12 protein-coding genes are annotated in these 19,928 nt (G+C 58.2%); 9 read left to right on the top strand and 3 right to left on the bottom strand.

Translation table 11 applies throughout. From position 1 onward, the window contains the following. Positions 1-200 precede the first annotated feature (200 nt). A complete protein-coding gene (locus V7714_RS01405) occupies positions 201-965 on the top strand; it encodes an endo alpha-1,4 polygalactosaminidase (protein ID WP_335387471.1) in 765 nt (254 codons plus the stop codon). A 28-nt stretch (positions 966-993) separates the two neighbouring features. Here V7714_RS01405 and V7714_RS01400 read toward each other — a convergent pair whose 3' ends face one another. Next, positions 994-2,079, bottom strand: a complete 1,086-nt coding sequence (locus V7714_RS01400) for a hypothetical protein (RefSeq protein WP_335387470.1) — start codon at positions 2,077-2,079, stop codon at positions 994-996. A 165-nt stretch (positions 2,080-2,244) separates the two neighbouring features. On the opposite strand from V7714_RS01400, the gene V7714_RS01395 reads away from it, so the two are divergent. The 3 genes from V7714_RS01395 (at position 2,245) to V7714_RS01385 (ending at position 5,139) form a co-directional block, all read left to right on the top strand. Then, positions 2,245-3,111 (top strand): DMT family transporter, encoded by an 867-nt coding sequence (locus V7714_RS01395; RefSeq protein ID WP_335387469.1) that lies wholly within the window; start codon positions 2,245-2,247, stop codon positions 3,109-3,111. A 71-nt stretch (positions 3,112-3,182) separates the two neighbouring features. Continuing rightward, entirely contained in the window at positions 3,183-4,745 is a 1,563-nt protein-coding gene (locus tag V7714_RS01390; RefSeq protein WP_335387468.1) for a S10 family peptidase, read from the top strand. Between the two features lie 10 nt (positions 4,746-4,755). Next, positions 4,756-5,139, top strand: a complete 384-nt coding sequence (locus V7714_RS01385; RefSeq protein WP_335387467.1) for a hypothetical protein — start codon at positions 4,756-4,758, stop codon at positions 5,137-5,139. A 116-nt stretch (positions 5,140-5,255) separates the two neighbouring features. Here V7714_RS01385 and V7714_RS01380 read toward each other — a convergent pair whose 3' ends face one another. Further along, positions 5,256-6,041, bottom strand: coding sequence for a 3-hydroxybutyrate dehydrogenase (locus V7714_RS01380; protein ID WP_335387465.1), 786 nt, complete (start codon positions 6,039-6,041; stop codon positions 5,256-5,258). A 483-nt stretch (positions 6,042-6,524) separates the two neighbouring features. Between V7714_RS01380 and V7714_RS01375 the strand changes: the two genes are divergently transcribed. The 4 genes from V7714_RS01375 (at position 6,525) to V7714_RS01360 (ending at position 11,104) form a co-directional block, all read left to right on the top strand. Beyond that, on the top strand, positions 6,525-8,627 hold the full coding sequence (locus tag V7714_RS01375) for a S9 family peptidase (RefSeq protein WP_335387463.1): 2,103 nt from the start codon (positions 6,525-6,527) through the stop codon (positions 8,625-8,627). Further along, positions 8,624-9,097, top strand: coding sequence for a GNAT family N-acetyltransferase (locus V7714_RS01370; RefSeq protein ID WP_335387461.1), 474 nt, complete (start codon positions 8,624-8,626; stop codon positions 9,095-9,097). Before V7714_RS01375 ends, V7714_RS01370 begins: the two co-directional genes overlap by 4 nt. Positions 9,098-9,251: 154 nt before the next feature. Next, a complete protein-coding gene (locus V7714_RS01365) occupies positions 9,252-9,761 on the top strand; it encodes a DUF1269 domain-containing protein (protein ID WP_290332627.1) in 510 nt (169 codons plus the stop codon). A gap of 137 nt (positions 9,762-9,898) precedes the next feature. Next, positions 9,899-11,104, top strand: a complete 1,206-nt coding sequence (locus V7714_RS01360) for an MFS transporter (protein ID WP_335387458.1) — start codon at positions 9,899-9,901, stop codon at positions 11,102-11,104. 97 nt (positions 11,105-11,201) lie between these two features. Here the strand turns inward: V7714_RS01360 and V7714_RS01355 are convergent, their stop codons facing one another. Further along, complete coding sequence (locus V7714_RS01355) at positions 11,202-17,138, bottom strand: calcium-binding protein (RefSeq protein ID WP_335387456.1); 5,937 nt, start codon at positions 17,136-17,138, stop codon at positions 11,202-11,204. A gap of 959 nt (positions 17,139-18,097) precedes the next feature. Between V7714_RS01355 and V7714_RS01350 the strand changes: the two genes are divergently transcribed. Further along, positions 18,098-19,882, top strand: coding sequence for a hypothetical protein (locus V7714_RS01350; protein WP_335387455.1), 1,785 nt, complete (start codon positions 18,098-18,100; stop codon positions 19,880-19,882). Positions 19,883-19,928 lie beyond the last annotated feature (46 nt).

Raw genomic sequence — 19,928 nt, 5'->3', positions numbered from 1 at the left:
AGCGCTTACCGGGCAAATACCCCTGCTGGCAAGGCATTGCGCTCCCCCTGCCATGGCATCGCGTCAACTCGGACAGCACGGCTCACCTGCCGTTTATCGGTCAAACTTTAAATTAGTATTTCGTTATATTGCCATTAACAAATCAATGGCCTAGCCTTGGTCTTGTCGCCACCGAGCCGATAACCCACCAGGAGTCCGCCATGTCCTCCAAGCTGCCACGCCTTGCACTCATCACCCTGTTGATAGCCAGCCAAGCCGGCACGGCGGCGGGCCTGACGGTGGGCATGAGCTGGCACCTGCAGCTGCAAGGCACCCTGCAAAAACCTGATCGTCAGTTGTACGACATCGACCTGTTCGACACGCCTGCCACCACCATCGCCCAGTTGAAGAGCCAGGGTCGCACCGTCATCTGCTATTTCAGTGCCGGCAGCTACGAAAACTGGCGGCCCGATGCCAACCAGTTCCCCCAGGCTGCCCTGGGCAAACCGCTGGATGGTTGGGAAGGCGAGAACTGGCTGGATATCCGCAATGCCACCGTGCGCAGCATCATGGGAAAGCGCATGGATCTGGCCAAACAGAAGGGCTGTGACGGGGTGGACCCCGACAATGTGGACGGCTACAGCAACGATACCGGCCTGCCGCTGACCGCCACCCACCAGCTCGACTACAACCGCTTCCTGGCTGATACGGCCCATGCCAAGGGCCTGCTGATCGGGCTGAAGAACACAGTGGAACTGGCGCCCGACTTGGTGGGCAAGTTCGATTTTGCGATCAACGAAAGCTGCTACAAGTACCGTGAGTGCGGCGTCTACCAGACCTTCATCGCACTGGGCAAGCCGGTATTCATTGCCGAATACCGCAGCACGCCCAATACCAACTGGTGTGCCGATGCCAAGCGCAATCGTTACTCGCTGCAATATTTCAAGCTGGCGCTCAAGGGCGTAGGCACGCTCTGCAGCGGATAGGCGTGGACTTTCGCCCGAGTGGGCGCAACTAGAACGGCACCACGCGGCTCACCAAGTCCTCGCGCTCCACTTCGGCCAGAAAGGCATCACCCAGGCGCATCGTTTCGGCCGTGACCTGGCGCCAGTATTTCTGCCGGGTACTGTCGTCAAAATCGCGAAAGTCGTTACGGTCGGGAATCTTGCCATGTGGCAGCCGTGCCACCCAGTCTGGCGAGGGGGCAACCAGCACGACATTATCCAGTCGCTGTGGCAACGGCCTGCGCCAGGGCAGGCTTTTGTCGAACCAGCCCGGCACGATGTGCGGGTAGAAATGCGGGTAGAGCACCAGATCGCTCAGCTGGGTATAGGGCAGGTCCAGGTGGTAGTCGATCAAGCCGCCATCACGATAGCGGCCTGCGGGTGCGTGGTTGGGGTTGTTCACCCCCGCAACCACCAAGGGGATGGCTGCCGTGGCATGCAGCGCATCCAGCAGATTATCGGCCTTGAGTGGCGCGATATGGGTGGGGAAATCCCCGGCCAATGGAGGTGCCGGATGGCGGGGGTCGGCAAACCAGACGCGATCCCAGCCCTTGGCATACAGCTTGCGCGACAACAGGTTGGCGGTCGCCACTGCCAGCACCCCGGCCAGTTGGGTAGGCCCATGCTCAGAGGCCAGCAGCCCCCGCGCTTTCACCGTGGTCAGCGTCAAACTGTAACTGGGGTGATGCAGCAGGCTGGCCGGATCGCCCTGAAACAAATCCGCCAGCATGCACCGCAGGGCGGTACCCACCTGGCTGGCCGTCACACCCTTGGCATAGGTCTCCTCGGTATAGCGCTCCGCCAGCCGCCCCAGGGCACGTGCCGGGTCATCCTGCATGGCGCAGACAAAACGCCAGGCGCCAATGGAGCTGCCTATCAGCTGACGCTGCCGAGGACTACGCACCAGCCAGTCACCGAACAAGGCCTGATCCAACCCGGTCAACGCCAAGGCCTTCGGCCCGCCCGCCGCGCCGGGCAGCAGACCGATGTCGGCCGGCGCCAAGCCACGCTGCCGGATATGCTGCAGCGCACGATGACCCGCCCGCCAAACCAGGGGGGCGGAGTGTTGTATATGGATGGCAGGCGTCAATGACATGGCAGTTTTCGCGGCAATGCAACAAAAACACATTCTAGAGCCTGCAGCGAGCTTGCCGCCAGCAAGCTATCAATCACCATTTACCCAGCCCAGCATCACGCGGTTTCTGCAAGTGGCCTCCAGGCCCTAGAATGCTGCCTTCCTCGCCCCGTCATTGCCGCCCCCATGAACTTCAGCGTCCTCCTACTGCTCCTCGTCACCCTGGTCTGGGGTACCACCTTCCCCTTGCTCAAGTCGGCTTCCAGCAGCCTTAGCGGCGTCGAGATATCGGCCATACGCTTTGTCATTGCCGCCGTCTGCATGTTGCCGTTCGTGTTCAAGGCACGCCGCGAAACCTGGCGGGATGGCGCTTTGCTGGGCGCGCTGGCGCTGACCTCCTATGTGGCGCAGGCTTACGGGCTGGAGCACATTTCGTCCAACCGCAGCGCCTTCCTCACCAGCCTGAATGTGCTGATGGTGCCCTTTATCGGCCTGCTGTTCGGTGGCCGGCTCTCCCTCCTGATGGTGGGGGCCGCCACAGTGGCCTGCAGCGGCATAGGGCTGATGTCATGGGAAGGCGGCGGCAACTTGCTGGGCGACAGCGCTACCCTGCTGTGCGCCCTGGCCTATGCGCTCTACACCATCATGCTGTCACAGCGTGCAGGCCGGCATGATGCCCGCCAACTGGCCGCCACGCAGATCATCCTGATGGCGCTGTTTGCCAGCCTGTGGGTGCTGGGCAGTGGCATCAGCGGTGGGGGAGCGGCGTTGGCCAGCCTGCCCGATAGATTGATGCCGCATATTGGTACCCTGATTTACCTGGGGCTTGTCGCCACGGCCGGCATGCTGATGCTGCAGGCCTATGCGCAGCGCAATGTATCGGCCGACAAGGCCGCCGTCATCTACGCGCTGGAGCCCGTCTTTGCTGCCTTGTTCGGCTGGCTGCTGCTGAGTGAATCGCTGACCGTACAGGCAGGCATAGGTGGCGCCATGGTGGTGGTGGCCGTCATCATCAGCGAGCTCAAGCCAGCCGAGCCCAAGCCCGCGAGCTGACCGCGAGCTGATTGATATTACCGGCGTGCCGGGCTATCACTCAGCTATCGCAGCTCCCTACCTTGCCCACCATGCCGGTATCCCTCAAGCGTACCCACAGCTACCTGTTGGCCATCACCCTCGCATTGGCCGCCTGCGGTGGCGGCGGCGGGGGTGGTAGTACCCCTACCCAACCCACTCAGCCTGGCAACCCGGCAGACCGGGGCTTTAGCGACCCACTGGCTTACTCAAGCAGTGGCAATGCCTCCCTCAGTGTGGCCAATGAGGGCGCCGCCCTGACCCACCACAGCCTCAACCTGGGCGGACGGGTAATCGACTACACCGCAACGGCCGGCCACCTGATCGCCAGCCACCCACAGACCAGCCAGCCCAAGGCAGCATTTTTCTATGTGGCCTACACCGCCAAGAACCAGGATGCGCGTACCCGGCCGGTCACCTTTTTCTACAATGGCGGACCAGGCTCTGCCAGCGTCTGGCTGCACCTGGGCTCCTATGGCCCCAAGCGCCTGCAGGTAGGCTACCCAGCCACCAGCCAGCCACAACCCTTTCCGCTGGTCGATAACCAGGAAAGCCTGCTCGATACCAGCGATCTGGTATTCGTCGACGCCATCGGCGCCGGGCTATCACAGGCCATCGCGCCCCATACCAACCAGACATTCTGGGGGGTGGATGCCGACGCCGAAGCCTTCCGCGACTTTGTCAACCGCTACCTGGCGGTCAACCAGCGTACGGCTTCGCCCAAGTTCATTCTGGGCGAATCCTATGGCGGGGTACGCAGCAGTGTACTGGCCGATCTGCTGGAAGCGGCCGGCACCCGCATGAACGGTGTGATCCTGCTCTCCCCCATACTCAACTACTACAGCAATTGCGCCGTCTATAGCCCAGGCGAAGCCAACTGCACCGGTTTTCTGCCCACCTACGCCAATACCGGCGCCCATTTCAGGCTAACCAATCCGGCCCAGACCGACTACGTTGCCTACGCCCAACAGATGCGCAGCTATGCCGCCAGCACCTATGGCCCCGCCGTAGCCAGCTGGCTGGGCAGTCGCCTGCCGCCCAGCACGAGCCTGGTCGATCAACTGGTCGGCCTGACCGGCGCACGTGCCAACCTGTGGCAGGCCAATCTCAGCCTCCACCCCAATACCTATCAGTTTCAGCTGATTACCGGCACGGTGCTGGGCCGCTACGATGCCCGCGTGACGGCCCCACAAGGCAGCGCCCTGGCCAGCGAGGGCGACCCCTCGTCCACCTTCATCACCAGCTCGTTTGCCAGCACCATACGCAGCTACCTGGCCAGCCAGCTGAAATACACCGCACAGAGCAGCTATGCCATCAGCAGCAATGCCATACAAAGCTGGAACTGGCAGCACGATGGCCAGGATCTGCCCGATACCTTGCCCGACCTGGCCGCCGCGCTACAGCAGAACCCCAATCTCAAGATCATGGTGCTGCACGGCTATAACGACCTCGCCACGCCCTTCCACCAGACTGAGCTGGATCTGGCACGCCTGGGCAATGTGCCTGGCCTGCGAATTCATAACTACGAAGGGGGTCATATGATGTATCTGGATGACGCCTCGCGCGTCAAAACCAAGGCCGACCTGGCCGCCTTCTATGCCAGCGCGCTCAACTGAGGACGCCACCATGCCCCACCGCCACCTCGCCCCCCTGCTCGCCGCCCTGCTGGCACTGGCCGTACAAGCGGCGCCCGGCAACGGCGATCCAGGCACACAGCCCGAGGACCGCAGCCACCTGCCCCAACTGGGCGACCCCTATCTGCCCCCGGCCGCCCGCAAGCCTGCCCAGCGCACGCCGCTGGCTGGGGCCGCGCTGCAGGCACAGGCACGCGCCAAGCTGCAACAGCGCTTTGCCGCTGCCGATACACTCAAGACCGGCAGCATCAGCTTGGCCCAGGCCAAGGCCGCCGGGCTGGGCTATGTGGTTCAGCACTTCGCCGAGATAGATCGCCAGGGCAGCGGCCGTGTCAGCTTCGAGCAGGTAGAACGCCACCAGCAGAACCCGCGCTAGATCCACCTCCTGGCGTCAACCCCGTCAGGGCAAGCATCCAGCGCCACTGCGTGCGCCTAGTGCCGTTATGGCACCACCCGATGCAGATCATCGTCAGGAAGCCTGGCCGTACGTCACTATTGCGCTACCCAGCCGCCATCCACATTCCAGGCGGCGCCACGTATCTGGCTGGCCGCCGGGCTGCAGAGAAACACCACCAACTGGCCCAGCTGCTCGGCGGTGACAAAGTCGTGCGAGGGCTGTTTCTCGGACAACAGCTCACGCTGGGCCTCCTGCACACTCACCCCCTCTTCCCTGGCACGCGCCTCTATCTGCTCCATCACCAGCGGGGTGCGCACCCAACCGGGGCAGATGGCATTGCAGGTCACACCGGTTTCGGCCAGCTCAAGCGCCGCCACCTTGGTCAGGCCGATCAGCCCATGCTTTGCCGCCACATAAGCGGCTTTCTGCCGCGAAGCCACCAAACCATGCACCGAAGCGACATTGACGATACGCCCCCAGTTGCGCTCGCGCATGGCCGGAATCGCCAAGCGGCTGGTATGGAAAGCCGCCGTCAGGTTGATGGCGATAATGGCGTCCCAGCGCTCCGGCGGAAAGTGCTCCAAGGCGGCCACATGCTGTATGCCCGCGTTGTTGACCAGGATATCCACCGCCCCCAGCTCGGCAGCCGTATAGCGCATCATGGCTTCGATATCGGCAGGCTGGCTCATATCGGCACCGTGATAACGCGCCGCCACGCCGTAGGACGCTATCTGCCTGACCGCCGCATCGGCATCGCCAAAGCCATTCAGTACGATGTTGGCGCCCTGGCTGGCCAGTTCGCTGGCTATCGCCAGGCCTATGCCGCTGGTCGACCCTGTGACCAACGCCGTCTTGCCCTTGAGTGTGTGCATCAGGTTCATACCTCCAGAAGTTTTTTGTCGGCACGGGCGTACCCGCTACCGCGTTGTTATCAGGCTTGGGTGCCTGCACCATACAGGCAGGTTCTGCAGTCAATATGCCAAGCCTGTGCCAGCCCATTGCATCACATTCAGCGCCGCCTACAAAACCCAGCGTAGCGGTGCTGGCCAGGCGTGTGGGCACTGGCGCACAGCAGACAGCACACGGGCACAGCAAGCTCGCACAACCGTACCTAAAGGTTCTTGGTCGGGGCGCCAATAACAAACAGTGAATAGGCTCTCCCCATCCTGGCAAGGCACGCAGTGCGCTCCCAGCTTGATTGCCTGTCCGCCATTGCAGACAGGCTAGACCAGATCAGTAAGGGTTGCCCGCCTTGCCATTCAGCCATCGCCGATAATGACAGATCGTCGCAAGCTAGGTGCTTAGGCGTTTACAGCAGCGTATGCTGCGCGGCTTTGCTATCTTTCTCAATTCCGAATCCCGTTATGAAATTGTTTGCCATGGCCACTGCCACGCTATTGTCCATCGCCACCCTGGCTGCCGAACCACCCAAGGCGCCCGTGCAACCCAAGAAGCTCAGTATCCACGGCGATACCCGTGTCGATAACTACTTCTGGCTGCGCAACAAGCAGAACCCAGCCACCATTGCCTATCTGCAGGCCGAGAACGCCTATGCCGAAGCCGTGACTGCACCGATCAAGGCGTTTGAGAACACCCTGTTCGAAGAGATGAAAGCCCGTATCAAGGAAGACGACAGCTCGGTGCCCTACCGGCTCGACGGTTTTTACTACTATTCGCGCTTCGAAACCGGCCACCAGTACCCCATACTCTGCCGCAAGCCGATTGCAGCCGACGGCAGTTGGGAGGCCTCGGCCGAACAGATATTGCTGGATGTGAACGAATTGGCTCGCGGCAAGCGCTTTATGGATGTGGGCGAGTTTGAAGTCAGCCCCAATGGCAAGCTGCTGGCCTTTACCACCGATGCCACCGGCTTCCGCCAGTACAAGCTGCAGATCAAGAATCTCGAAACCGGCAAACTGCTGCCCTTCAAGCGCGAACGCGTTACCTCCACCGCCTGGGCGCTGGACAACGGCACGCTGTTCTACAGCACCGAAGACAAGCAGACCAAGCGCTCCAACCAGCTCTGGCGCCATCGCCTGGGCGAGAAGACCGACCAACTGGTGCACGAAGAGAAGGACGAGCGCTTCGGCCTGGATGTCTACCTGACCCGCAGCGAGGGCTACCTGATTGAGCAGGTGGGCAGCCATACCAGTACCGAGATACGTTATCTCAAGGCCGATGCACCGAATGGCCGTTGGAAGGTGTTGGCTCGCCGCCGCGCCGACGTGCAGTACAACGTGGATCACCATGGCGATGATTTCTATATCCGCATCAACGATACCGGCCGCAACTACCGTCTGGTAAAAGCCCCCGTCAGCGATCCCGCCAAGGCCAACTGGACAGAACTGCTGGCAGAGCGCCCTGACGTCATGCTGGAGGGCATAGACCTGTTCAAGCGCTTCATGGTGCGGCACGAGCGGGTCAACGGCCTCAACCAGATGGTGATTACCGACCTGGCCAGCCAGCAAAGCCACAATGTGGCCTTTAACGAGCCCGCCTACAGCGTCAGTACCGAGGCCAATGCCGAGTGGGACAGTCAGGTCTATCGCTACGGCTACGAGTCGATGACCACGCCGGATACCGTATTCGACTACGACATGGCCAGCCGCCAGCAAGTGCTGAAAAAGCGCCGGCCGGTGCTGGGCAGTTTTGACCCTGCCAACTATGTCACCGAGCGCATCTGGGCCAAGGCCCGCGACGGCGTGCAGGTGCCCATCTCGCTGGTCTACCACAAAGGCGCCAAGGTGGCCGGCGGCGCCCCCATGTGGCTGGAGGCCTATGGCGCCTATGGCTCGCCCAACGACGTGTACTTCTCGTCCAACCGCCTCTCCATGCTGGATCGCGGCGTGATCTTTGCCGTAGCCCATATACGTGGTGGTGGCGACCTGGGCGAGAAATGGCACGATGCCGGCAAGATGCAGTACAAGATGAACAGCTTCAATGACTTCATCGACAGCGCAGAACACCTGATCGCCCAAGGCTATACCCGTGCCGACAAACTGGCCATCGAAGGCGGCAGCGCTGGCGGCCTGCTGATGGGCGCAGTGACCAATATGCGTCCAGACCTATTCAAGGTGGTACTGTCCGAAGTTCCCTTCGTAGATGTATTGAGCACCATGCTGGACGCCAGCCTGCCCCTGACCGTGGGCGAATACGAGGAATGGGGCAACCCCAACAAGAAGGCCGAATACCATTGGATGCGCGCCTACTCACCCTATGACAACCTGGCGGCCAAGGCCTACCCCACCATCCTGGTGAAGACCTCGCTGAACGATAGCCAGGTGATGTATTGGGAGCCCGCCAAATATGTGGCCAAGCTGCGCACACTGAAGACCGACCAGAACCCCCTGCTGCTAGTGACCAATATGGGCGCCGGCCATGGTGGCGCCAGTGGTCGCTTTGACCGCATCAAGGAAGTCGCTTTCGATCAGGCCTTCATCATGAACCAGTTGGGCATCAAGCCGTGAGTGGCGCGGCCCACCAGATGCTGGATGCGATCAAGCTGCACCGGCTGAGGCGTGCCGATGAGCCTGCCGTGCGGCAGCTGATCGAGGCCGCGCTGATGGAACACTGGGGCAAGGTCGAGGCTGCAGCCCACCCCGACCTGGCACAATTGTTCGATCACTACGCCCAGAGCATCTTCCTGGTGGCCGAGGCCGGTGATCGCATCATAGGCTGCGGCGCCCTGGTGGCAGAAGCCGACGGCGGCGGCCGTATCGTGCGTATGGTGGTGGCGCCAGAGTGGCGCCACCATGGCCTGGGCGGCCGCCTGCTGCAGAGCCTGCTCGATGCAGCGCGCGCATTGGGCTACCAGACTGTACAGCAGGAAACCCCCGCGCACTGGCAAGATGCCGTGCGCTTCTACCAAAGCCATGGCTTTACCCTGGTGAAAGAACAGGCAGGCAGCGCCCACTTCAGCCTGGCACTGGCAGCCTGAGCGCAGCCAGCCCGGCAGGGGCTGCGCGCGCCGTTGGTCTGAAATCAGCTTGCTAGCGCCACGCACGCAGGCACGCAGCCGAACCGCCCCCGGCAGGGTGATGTCCAACCCTTGCGGCTACTTGACCGCACACCCCAAGCCGGAGGATAGGATCATGCGCAAACGCCTGTATTTCCTGCATCCCGACCACGATAGCGCCAAGCGTGCCATGGACGAACTGCTGCTCGCCCGTATCGAGGTCAAGCACATCCATTTCATGGCCCGCGACGGCACCAACCTGACAGGCCTGCACGAGGCCAATCTGCTGCAGAGTTCCGATATCCTGCACGGCGCAGGCGCAGGCTTGCGCTGGGGCGGCATGACCGGCCTGTTGATCGGCCTGGGCATGATCTTCGCCCCCATAGAAGGCATACCCCATGGCGCGGCGGCCCTGGTGACCTTTCTGTTCGGCGCGGTGTTCGGCTGCTGGGTCGCCAGCATGGTGGGCAGTTCCCTCCCCAACAGCCATATCAAGCCGTTCGAGGCTGATATCGCCAATGGCAAGATCCTGTTGATGGTGGACGTACCCATAGGTCGTGTCGCCGAAATAGAATCCATGCTGCAACGCATGCACCCGGAAGCAGAAGACCGCGGCCTGGACCCGGTGATACCCGCCTTCCCCTGATGGAAAGTATCCATGCCATAGCACCCAGGCGCCTCCCCAAACGGAGGTGCCTGCACGCCCTCGGGGCACACTTAGCCCTGGTGCATACCGGTATCAAATCGTCTTTTCCAGCCCGGACGCGCATAACATAGCGGCCCATGGCCGATCTCCCCCTCTACCGTCAACCCGCCTTCCTGCTGCTCTGGCTAGGCAGCGTCGCCTCCAGCTTTGGCCTCGCCATCGCCCTGCTGGCCGAGACCTGGTATGCCGTCAATGTGCTGCAGCTAAAGGCCGAACTGGGCTATATCATGCTGGCCGGCACCGTACCCCGCATCGCCCTGATGGCGCTGGGGGGCGTACTAGCCGATCGCCTGCCGCGTAGCCGCATCATGGCGGCCAGCTTCATGGCCCGCAGCCTGCTATTGCTGGCCATGGGCCTGGCGGCCCACCAGCAGGTGCTGACTCTGCCCTTGCTGATCCTGCTGGCAGCAGGTTTTGGCATGCTCGATGCCCTGTACTGGCCCGCACGCGATGCCATCCTGCCCGCCATCATTCCCCCATCCCAGCTGGGCCAAGCCAACGCCTGGATGCTGGCAACCAACCAGTTGGGCATGGTGGCAGGCCCCGTCATCGGCGGCATTCTGCTGGCAGCCCTGCCCTTTGCCGGCGCCTTTGGCCTGACTGCCGGCCTGATGCTGGCAGGCGCCGTGGCCGCTGCCTGCATTGCCGAACCCTCGAGATCCCCCCGACCCTCACGTGCCCTCTGGGCAGAGCTGCAGGAAGGCCTGGCCTGCGTACGCGACACCCCAGTGCTGCGGCTGCTGCTGATCATCTACGCCATTGCCAATTTGCTGTTCATGGGGCCCATGGGCTTTGCACCGCCGCTGATGGCCGCCAGTTTGCCGGGCGCCAGCGCAGGCCTGCTGGCACAGCTGCAAAGCGCCTTCGCCGCAGGCATGCTGGGCGGTGGCGTGCTGCTGGCACTCTACCCGCCGCGTTACAAGCGGCTGCAATTCATCTGCTGGATCATCGCCCTGGAAGGCCTGCTGCTGGCCACCCTACCGCAACTAGGCGCCACCGCCGCCACCGCCACCCAGTTCGCTATCGGCTTCTGCATCGCCTGCAACAACGTGCCCATGCTGTCGCTGCTGCAGCAGCACACTCCACCCGAACGCATAGGCCGTGTCATGAGCCTCAACAGCATGGCATCGCTGGGCCTGACCCCGCTGGCCTATGGCATCAGCTCGGTGCTGCTATCAGCCGGCGCATCACTGGGCCTGCTGGCGGCCAGTTGCGGTATCGCGCTGGCCCTGGTGTGCGCAGCGGTGGCGGTAATGTCACCGACGGCAAAGGCAGCCCAATAGCCAACGCAGCCAACCAACAGCCATACTGGCAACAAGCGCAAAAAAACCGGGCTGTAAACACAGCCCGGTTTGATGCCTACAACAAACAAGCCGCCTATTACAGCGTATTAACTGCCATCGGCCGGTATTGCTCTTCCAGCTGAGTACTCAGATTCAAGCTACCCATCTCGGTAGGCGCAAAGCTGGCCATGGCATCGACCAAGGCGTTGAGCTGGCGGTTGGCCGAAATCGCGGCCTGTTCCATCTGCGGCATACGCACAACCGGGCTGGTCTTGACCAGGCCCTGCTGCAAGAGCACCTCCTGGGTGTTCAGCACGGTGCCGTCCGCAAGCTTGATCTGCTCAACGCGATATCCCGCACTATTGAAGTGCGCCGCTACAGTGATTTCATCCGTCGCACTGTACTTCACCACCAGGTCCTGGCCCACGCGGGTAAAGCGCAAATCCTCCGCCTTGATACCAGCACCAAACTGCAGGGTATCCAGGCCCGATTGTGCAGCCGCATTGAAACCATAGGACTCTGCGACACGGTCCACGCCATCGCCCAGATTGAACAGGTACACGTCATTGCCCTCACCACCATCCAGCGTATCGTTACCGATACCGCCGTTGAGCATATCCGCGCCCAGCGCGCCATTCAGGCTGTCGTTGCCCGCTTCACCATGCAGCAAATCATTACCGGCGTCAGCATTCAGGGTGTCGTTGCCAGCATCACCGTAGAGTTGGTCATCTATCGCCGTGCCCGTCATCGCATCGTTGCCTGCCGACCCACGAATACCATTTCGCAAGAGCAAAGCATCCATCGCAACAACGCTGCCATCGGCAAACTGAACCTGCTCGACACGATACCCGGCACTATTGAAATGGGCTGTAACAGCGACTTCATCCGTCGCGCTGTACTTCACCACCAGGTCTTGGCCCACGCGGGCGAAGCGCAAATCCTCCGCCTTGATACCGGCACCAAACTGCAGGGTATCCAGGCCCGATTGTGCCGCCGCACCCCAACCATAGGACTCTGCGATGCGATCCGCGCCATCGCCCAGATTGAACAGGTACACGTCATTGCCCTCACCACCATCCAGCGTATCGTTACCGATACCGCCGTTGAGCATATCCGCGCCCAGCGCGCCATTCAGGCTGTCGTTGCCCGCTTCACCGTGCAGCAAATCATTACCGGCGTCAGCATTCAATGTGTCGTTGCCGGCATCACCGAATATCAGATCGGCAGCCTGGCTGCCCACCATGGCATCATTCCCCGCCGTCCCGCGTATACCATTGCGTAACAGCAAGGCATCGGTTGTCATCGTGCTGCCGTCGGCAAACTGGATCTGTTCGACCTTGTATGCGGCGTGATTGAAGTACGCTACGACAGTCACTACATCGGTTTCGCTGTACTTGATCACCAGGTCCTGGTCCTTACGGGACACAACCAAACTGTCTGCCGTAATCCCCGCACCGAATACCAGCGTATCGGTACCTGTTACGTCCACAGCACCCCAGGTTTCAGCAATACGGTCTTGTCCGTCACCCAGGTTAAATACATAGCTGTCATTGCCCAGATTGCCATCCAGCGTATCGTTACCGATACCGCCGTTCAGCATGTCGTTACCCAGACCACCATTCAGGCTATCGTTACCGGCCTCGCCAAACAGCAAATCATCGCCGCCAACGCCATTGGCCCTATCATCGCCAGCACCCATCAGGAAATAGTCTTTACCGTCGTTGTAGTAGGCGCTGAACGACTCCCCATTTGCCGTGCCATGGATACCGTGACTGTCCAACAGTGTTTCTACTGCAACTACACTGCCATCAACAAACCGGATCTGCTCTATTCCATAGCTTGCTGCAGCGAACCAGCCCACCAATGTGACCGCATCAGCTTGGCTGTAGCTGACGATCAAGTCATTGCCGTTACGGCTGAACTTCAATGTGCTGGTATCAATCCCCGCACCAAACTGCAGCGTATCGAAGCCCTGATCTGCCGGATTAGCGGTGGTGTAGAAGTTCTCGGTTATACGGTCCTGCCCATCGCCCATGTTGAAGACATAGATGTCGTCTCCCACATGGCCATCCAACGTATCGTTACCTGTGCCGCCATTCAGGATGTCGTTACCCAGACCACCATTCAGGCTATCGCTGCCTGCCTCGCCAAACAGCGAATCATCGCCGCCAGCGCCATTGGCGCGGTCATCGCCGGCACCCATCAGGTAGTAATCTTTGCCATCCGTATAGTAGGCATTGAACGATTCACCGTTTGCAGTGCCCTGGATACCACGGCTATCCAGCAACGTCTCCACCGCAACCACAGTGCCATCTGCAAACCGGATCTGCTCGATACCATAGCTTGCTGCACCAAACCAGCCTACTACTGTGACTGCATCAGTCTCGCTGTAGCGCACAATCAGATCGTTGCCGCTACGACTGAACTTCAGTGCGTTGGTATCAATACCCACACCGAACTGCAACGTATCCGATCCCCCGTCACTAGCATTCGCCGAGTTGTAAGTATTTTCAGTGATTCGGTCCAGCCCATCGCCCAGGTTAAAGACATAAACATCATCGCCTGCTTGGCCATCCATAAGGTCATTACCGATAGCGCCCACAAGCGTATCATTACCCTCGCCACCCTTAATGTCGTCAACTCCCTCGCCGCCATCAAGTACATCATTCCCCTTACCGCCAACTAACACATCATTGCCTGCATATCCCAGCAATGAGTCGTTTCCATTTCCGCCAACTAGATTATCGTTACCTGAAGTCCCCCTCATGCCTTGGCGAGCGATAAGATCCGACACAGCGAAAACACTACCATCGGCAAACTTCGCATCCTCAATCAGATAGTTCTGGTAGAAATCGTACCAACCAAATACAGTTATCGAATCAACGGCACTGTATGCGATAACCAAATCAGAGCCATTACGGCTAAAGTTCAAATGATCTGGCGAAATTCCAGCACCAAATTGCAGTACATCACGCGCAGCGAAATTATCTCTTTGATTATCGCCGATGCGATCCTGCCCATCACCCAGATTAAATATATAGGTGTCGGCGCCTTCATCGCCGTCTAAACTGTCGTTCCCCACACCACCCCATAGCGTGTCGCTACCGTACCCACCCCGTACATTATCATTACCCGCACCACCTTCTATTAAATCATCACCGTAGCCACTATCGAAGCTATCATCACCATCCAGCCCCAATAACCGATCCTTACCACTAGTGCCGGGCAGATTATCGTTCCCACTTGTCCCTCGCACACCGTTGCGGGCCATCAACTCGAACATAGGAATCGTGCGGCCATCGGCAAACTGAGCATCTTCTATCAAGAAACCCTGATAAAAATCATACCACCCAAACAGCGTTGCAGAGTCTGCCTCACCATAGCTGACAACCAGATCGCTACCTACACGATAAAACAGTATTTGATCAGGTGTTATACCCTCACCAAATTGAAGTACATCACGGACTCCGATATCACTACCTTGGTTATCCGCAATATAGTCCCTACCATCTCCCTTGGCCAACAGATAAGTGTCCGCTCCCGAACTATCCTCAATGGTATCGTTGCCACCCCCCCCCCTAAAGGTATCGTTGCCCTGGTCACCTCTCAGTGTATCGTCACCTGCGCCACCCAGCAGTAGATCCGCACCGTAGCCCGAGACGATTTCATTATTTCTGTCCGATCCCAATAGGACAACATTCCCCTCCTTCTTCTCCAATTTACCATTATATTGAGCATCAACAATGAACTCTGTGAGCCATTGATGATAATTTGCTGGCAATTCGGCCGGATCCGCCTTAAGCGCTACCTGCTTCAATATCTCGCGATAATTCCAACCCATTTCCAATAGATTAGCACTACCGTTTGCACTAACGAATGCCAGCACATCCAGCAAAGTATTCGTGGCGTCGGCTTTTGCCAACGTAGCGATATGCGCGTCTAATCGACTAAAATCCAGCACCAGTCCTTTTTCATTCACGCTCTTATCAATCATCTCATACCAACCCGACAATCGAGTTTGGACAACCAATGACTGATACACGGACCCCTTAAGGGCCTCGTAAGCGGAGTAAATCAATGCCTTCAACTCAGGAGTAAAGCGCCACTGATACCGAGTCAAAACATTTTCCCACTCTAAAGTGGCCTCGTTCTGAATAGGAACTATGACTGGCTCTGCCTTAGGCTCCAAGTAACTCCTGTTATTGAACTGTTCCAAGGTTTTCAGCATGCGATAAATGTCGGCTTCTGAGTGTGATAACGCCTCGGCCGACTCACGTTGTGTCATCCTCCCCTCTACATGGGGCTCTTCCCGGAATTGCTCAAGGCCTGCCAATATATTGGCAGTCCCCCCCCAAGTATCCACCAGATCCTCCAGCATGCCCATTTGCTTTTCCCGGCTATCCGCCGCAGCAAAGTGTGCCACCAGTTCGCGCAGCTTGTCGTCCTCGCTCATGGCCTCACGCAGTCGACGGACAGCGCCCGAACCCTCCATATCCGGCAAATCGGCGGCCGCTCCACTCACCGGCGCCCAAACGTACTTTGTCAGGAATTTATTTTCACCTAAGTCCAATGCAGTAGAAATACCCTTCGTACCATCAGACTTGGTATATTCACCAGAATAATAGATATAATTATTATCACCCAGGTGATGGTTTCGCAGCGTAGAGGCAGTCCCGAGAGACGTCACCCCAGCCGCAGCCAAGGTTGACAATTCACCGGCTTGACTGATGCCATCTTGATTCAGGTCACGCCAGATCTTCAGCTCGCCCCACACAGCATCGTTACTATTTATCTGCCCATCCCAATTTGCATCTAAATCTCTCAAAAGCGCGAAACCATCACTGGCCGTAAACCCATTCCTAAGGAATGTATCCACACCGAATAACTCACGCCCGGTATCAATCGTACCATTGCCATTTAAATCACGTACCAGCCAGCCATCATCACCCTTCAACCAGCCAGTGCCTGTTTTCACACCATCAGCATCATGATCAAACAACGTGCCCACATCTACAGATATGGTTTCAATGCCATCACCATCCAGATCAAGCGCAAATGGGTCTCGCCGGAGCTGCATTGCTATCGCAGCAGCAAAATCGAGTCCGACAGACTCGTCGATCACTCTTTGCCGACGATGCAACGCATCCAAGAGCCGGTCAAATAGGCCGTCCGAAAACCAATCGTCAATATCACCACCGTCAAAAAGCTTCTGTGTCGCGTCAAGCAGTGAATCCCAAGCTTCACTACCACTTTCAACGGTATCAAAGAGGAAGTCTCCCCACCATACACCAGTATCGGTAAGTAGCTGCGTCACTGGGTCGCCAAACGCTTTATACGCAGCTTCGGTCACTTTACCCACAGCATAACCAATAGCCAGTACCACACCTCCCATTACCAACGCCGTTGCAGCTGGCGCAGCAGCCACACCGAGAATCGCAGCAAGCCCTACACCTGCCAAGCCTCCAACCAATCCTCCAACAGTAGTCGCCATCAACTCGTGCGTCGTAATTTCCCCGGTAGCCGCATCGTGTACTTTGGAAGCAGTTTGAAGCACTGTAAGGCCAGCCCCAAGCGCCTTCAACCCTTCCCCGAGCAGTTTCAATCGCGTCGCGGATGCAAGCTCGCTCGAGCCATCGCTAGCCGGAATACTGGCCAACACGCGCAAATTGTCCGAAATCTTTTTATAGTGATTACTCTGCTGTGCAGCTGCTCGATACGCATTCTGCGCCGCAGGTCCGTTTAGATTATATTTCTTGACATATTCATTCGCATGCGCCTGGACCTCTGCGGCGCGTTTCAAATATGAGTCCGCATATTTAATTTTCTCAACCGAAGAAGCATTGATCATTTGCCCCATACCTGCCAAGGCCTCCGATGTTGCCAGTGCCATTGCATCTGTATCCCAAACTTCAGGCTTAGTAACTCCATTTGCAACAGCAGGTAAAAACACACTCCAATTACCAGCATCCGTAATTATGGTGTGGACACCACTAGTAACAGTAGTATTCTTTGGACGATAGTGCAATTTAGACATAAAACTTAAACCTTTAGAAAAAACAAAGGGAAATCCTGGAAGGATCTTATTTACGGAAGAATCCTGATAACAGCAAATTCCTAAATATCACCGCCGATATTAACAACCCTCCAGACAACCCAAACAACAAGAACAGAAAGAACAAACGCTGTGACAAAGACACCGCTCTGCATTCGCCCTCAGTAATAGACAATCCAAGCATGCTTAATGCGCTCAAGATCCCCACATAAAATGCGGCCAACCACATCCTACGCCGATTATCAATAAACGGTCGCAGACATCTAAATCCATATGGCGTACAGGCAATAATAGCCCACACCAGGAAAACCAGAAGAAAGACCATCCATGACACCCGGTGAAAAGCACACCTTTCCACCAAGGGAAACGGCGCATAAAACCATTCTGACATTTGGATCATGGCAGCATCTGGCAGCAACAATAAAATTACCCCCACAACCAATTCCGTCCACACAAACCCTGAATAATTAGGATGCCTCACACTAACTCTCGCTTACCATATTAAATATTTATAATTAATAACATTAAAAGCACCATAATAACTTCCAAGTACCAAATAAATTTTCTCGAGGAGTTCCGGCCCAACAAATCTCAAACACCTACCATTTCACACGAAAATTCCGAGAGAACTTTTTAATCTACTATTTTGTCGCCATATAGAAAGTTTCTAGATAAGCTCATACCAACACAGATAATATAAAATGCCATCAGTATAAAAAGCGCCGAATCTTACAGCACTGAGAAAGACAGCGCAACAGCCTAGGTTACTGTTTTTTAGAGCAAAAAATCCAATCCACTGTCACCTTGTCACACTCAGCAGTGCTATCCATCTGCACGCCGTGAAAACTCCCCTTACTCACACACAGCGGCGACGATATGCTCGTGCAATATCCACAAACACCATTGCCCCCAGCGCTTGCCGCACCTTCCCCGACACCACCATGCCTCACCCCTACCCAGCCCCCACCACCTTCACCAACCACCACAGCTTCACCGATAACACCGATGAACTGGAATCTCTGCTTGATGAACACCTACGCGGCAACATAGACGATGCCCTATGGCTGCACCAGATCGGTATGGCCTTGCTGCCGGGCGAGATTGATGTAGCTAACGACGCTGATACCGAGCACCTACCAGCAGCCAACCAAGTTGCCATCAAGCTGAAAGAGGTGTTGGAAAGCGCCGCCCTGCCCGAGGATATGTCAGGCGCCGATGAGCCCTTACGTGATGCCTTGCGCTGGAGCTGCATGACGAAGGCACGTGCTTTGGTACTGGATGGCGACGACGATGAAGCGCTGGAGATGGCACAAAAGGCGGTGGAGCTTGTGCCGTCAGCCAGTTGCAGCAATCACGGCGCAGCCCTGCAGGTGCTGGCACAACTGCTGGATGAGGTGGGTAGGGACGAGCAAATCCTGATCGCATCCATCCACAGGCTGGTGGAAGGCGGTTGGCGCGGCGGCGATCTGTCTACGCTACCGGCAGACTATACGGTGCTAATTCCCCATATCCTGGCACAGCGGCAATTGCAGCAGGATGATCAAGACATCGCACTACCCCGCCGCCAGCTATCCGATAGCTTTTTTCGCTTCCGCTATGCCGAGGCAGAGGAGCGCCAGGAGCTGATCGACCGTGGCCTTGCCATGCCAGATGGCAACAGGCAGTGGACGGAAATGGCCCGTACCTATCTGGCCATGGATTCCGGCTGGCGCATCCACGAGGGCGATCTGTATTTGCCCGATGGCGAGACCATTGTTGACCTCAATCTGATCGTTACCGGCGACTTGATCTGCGACGTGTACAGCGATGAGGGCGAATGCACGGTCCTGGTCCTGGGCGATCTGCGTTGCCAGCAGGTTTTTTCAGTCTATGGCCTGTTTGTCTGGGGCGATGCCATTGTTGGCGACACGGTCTACCAGTATTACAACGACTGGGCATTTGAAGTGGTGGGTACGCTATCGGCCCGTGGCTTCATTGTTCAGGATAAGTCGGCTGGCGCGCACCAGACAGTGCTGGACTACCACTACAACAGCTATAGTTTTGACAATCAGTTGTCTGACCATGCGATGTACTGGGCGGGCCTGAACCCGGAACAACGTGGCGGGGCCAATATGAATTTGCTGCGACGCGCCTATGCCAATGGGCGTTCGCCCTACCCCGCTCCACCAGCCCATGAGGCGCGTGTGCAGCAGCACGGCGAAGCGCGAGCCTGGCAGCGGCGTATCGCGGAAGGTGGCCTGACTGCGGAAGAAGCCCAGGCAAAGCTGGCCGCCCCCGCTTGGGCCTGGCAGATTGCCAGCCTACTGCCCGCCCGTTGCTGGACGCCTGCCCTGCTTGAACAAGCCTGCCACCACGCCGAGCCACGTATCCGGGTACGGACGGCCGCACGCCTGATCCAAGGGTCAGATACGCTCTTCGCCCATTTGGCGTCAGACCCTGTGGCCGCCGTACGCGCTGAAGCGGCCTTCAATGCACACTGCCCAATAGCACTGTGGCGCGGCTTGGCTGGCGACGACACCCCCGACGTACGCGCCGCCCTGGCCTATGGCCGCTACGCCAGCAAGACCGCCTTGCCAGAAGCCTTGCAACTGGCCCTGGCCAGCGATCAGGAGTATGGGGTACGCCGCGCCATGGCAGTACAGCTCGGGCTAGTGGATACGGCCAGGCAACGCTTGGCACAAGACCCGGATGAGGTGGTGAGATCGCGTCTGAAAGAGCCACGATAGTTTCAGCAATCAGCAGCAACAAAACAGGCCGCTCACGCGGCCTGTT

Source organism: Chitinimonas sp. JJ19 (genome assembly GCF_036961565.1).
GTDB lineage: Bacteria > Pseudomonadota > Gammaproteobacteria > Burkholderiales > Chitinimonadaceae > Chitinimonas.
The sequence above is the reverse complement of the archived record's forward strand: the minus strand, read 5'-3'. Positions and strand labels throughout refer to the sequence as shown.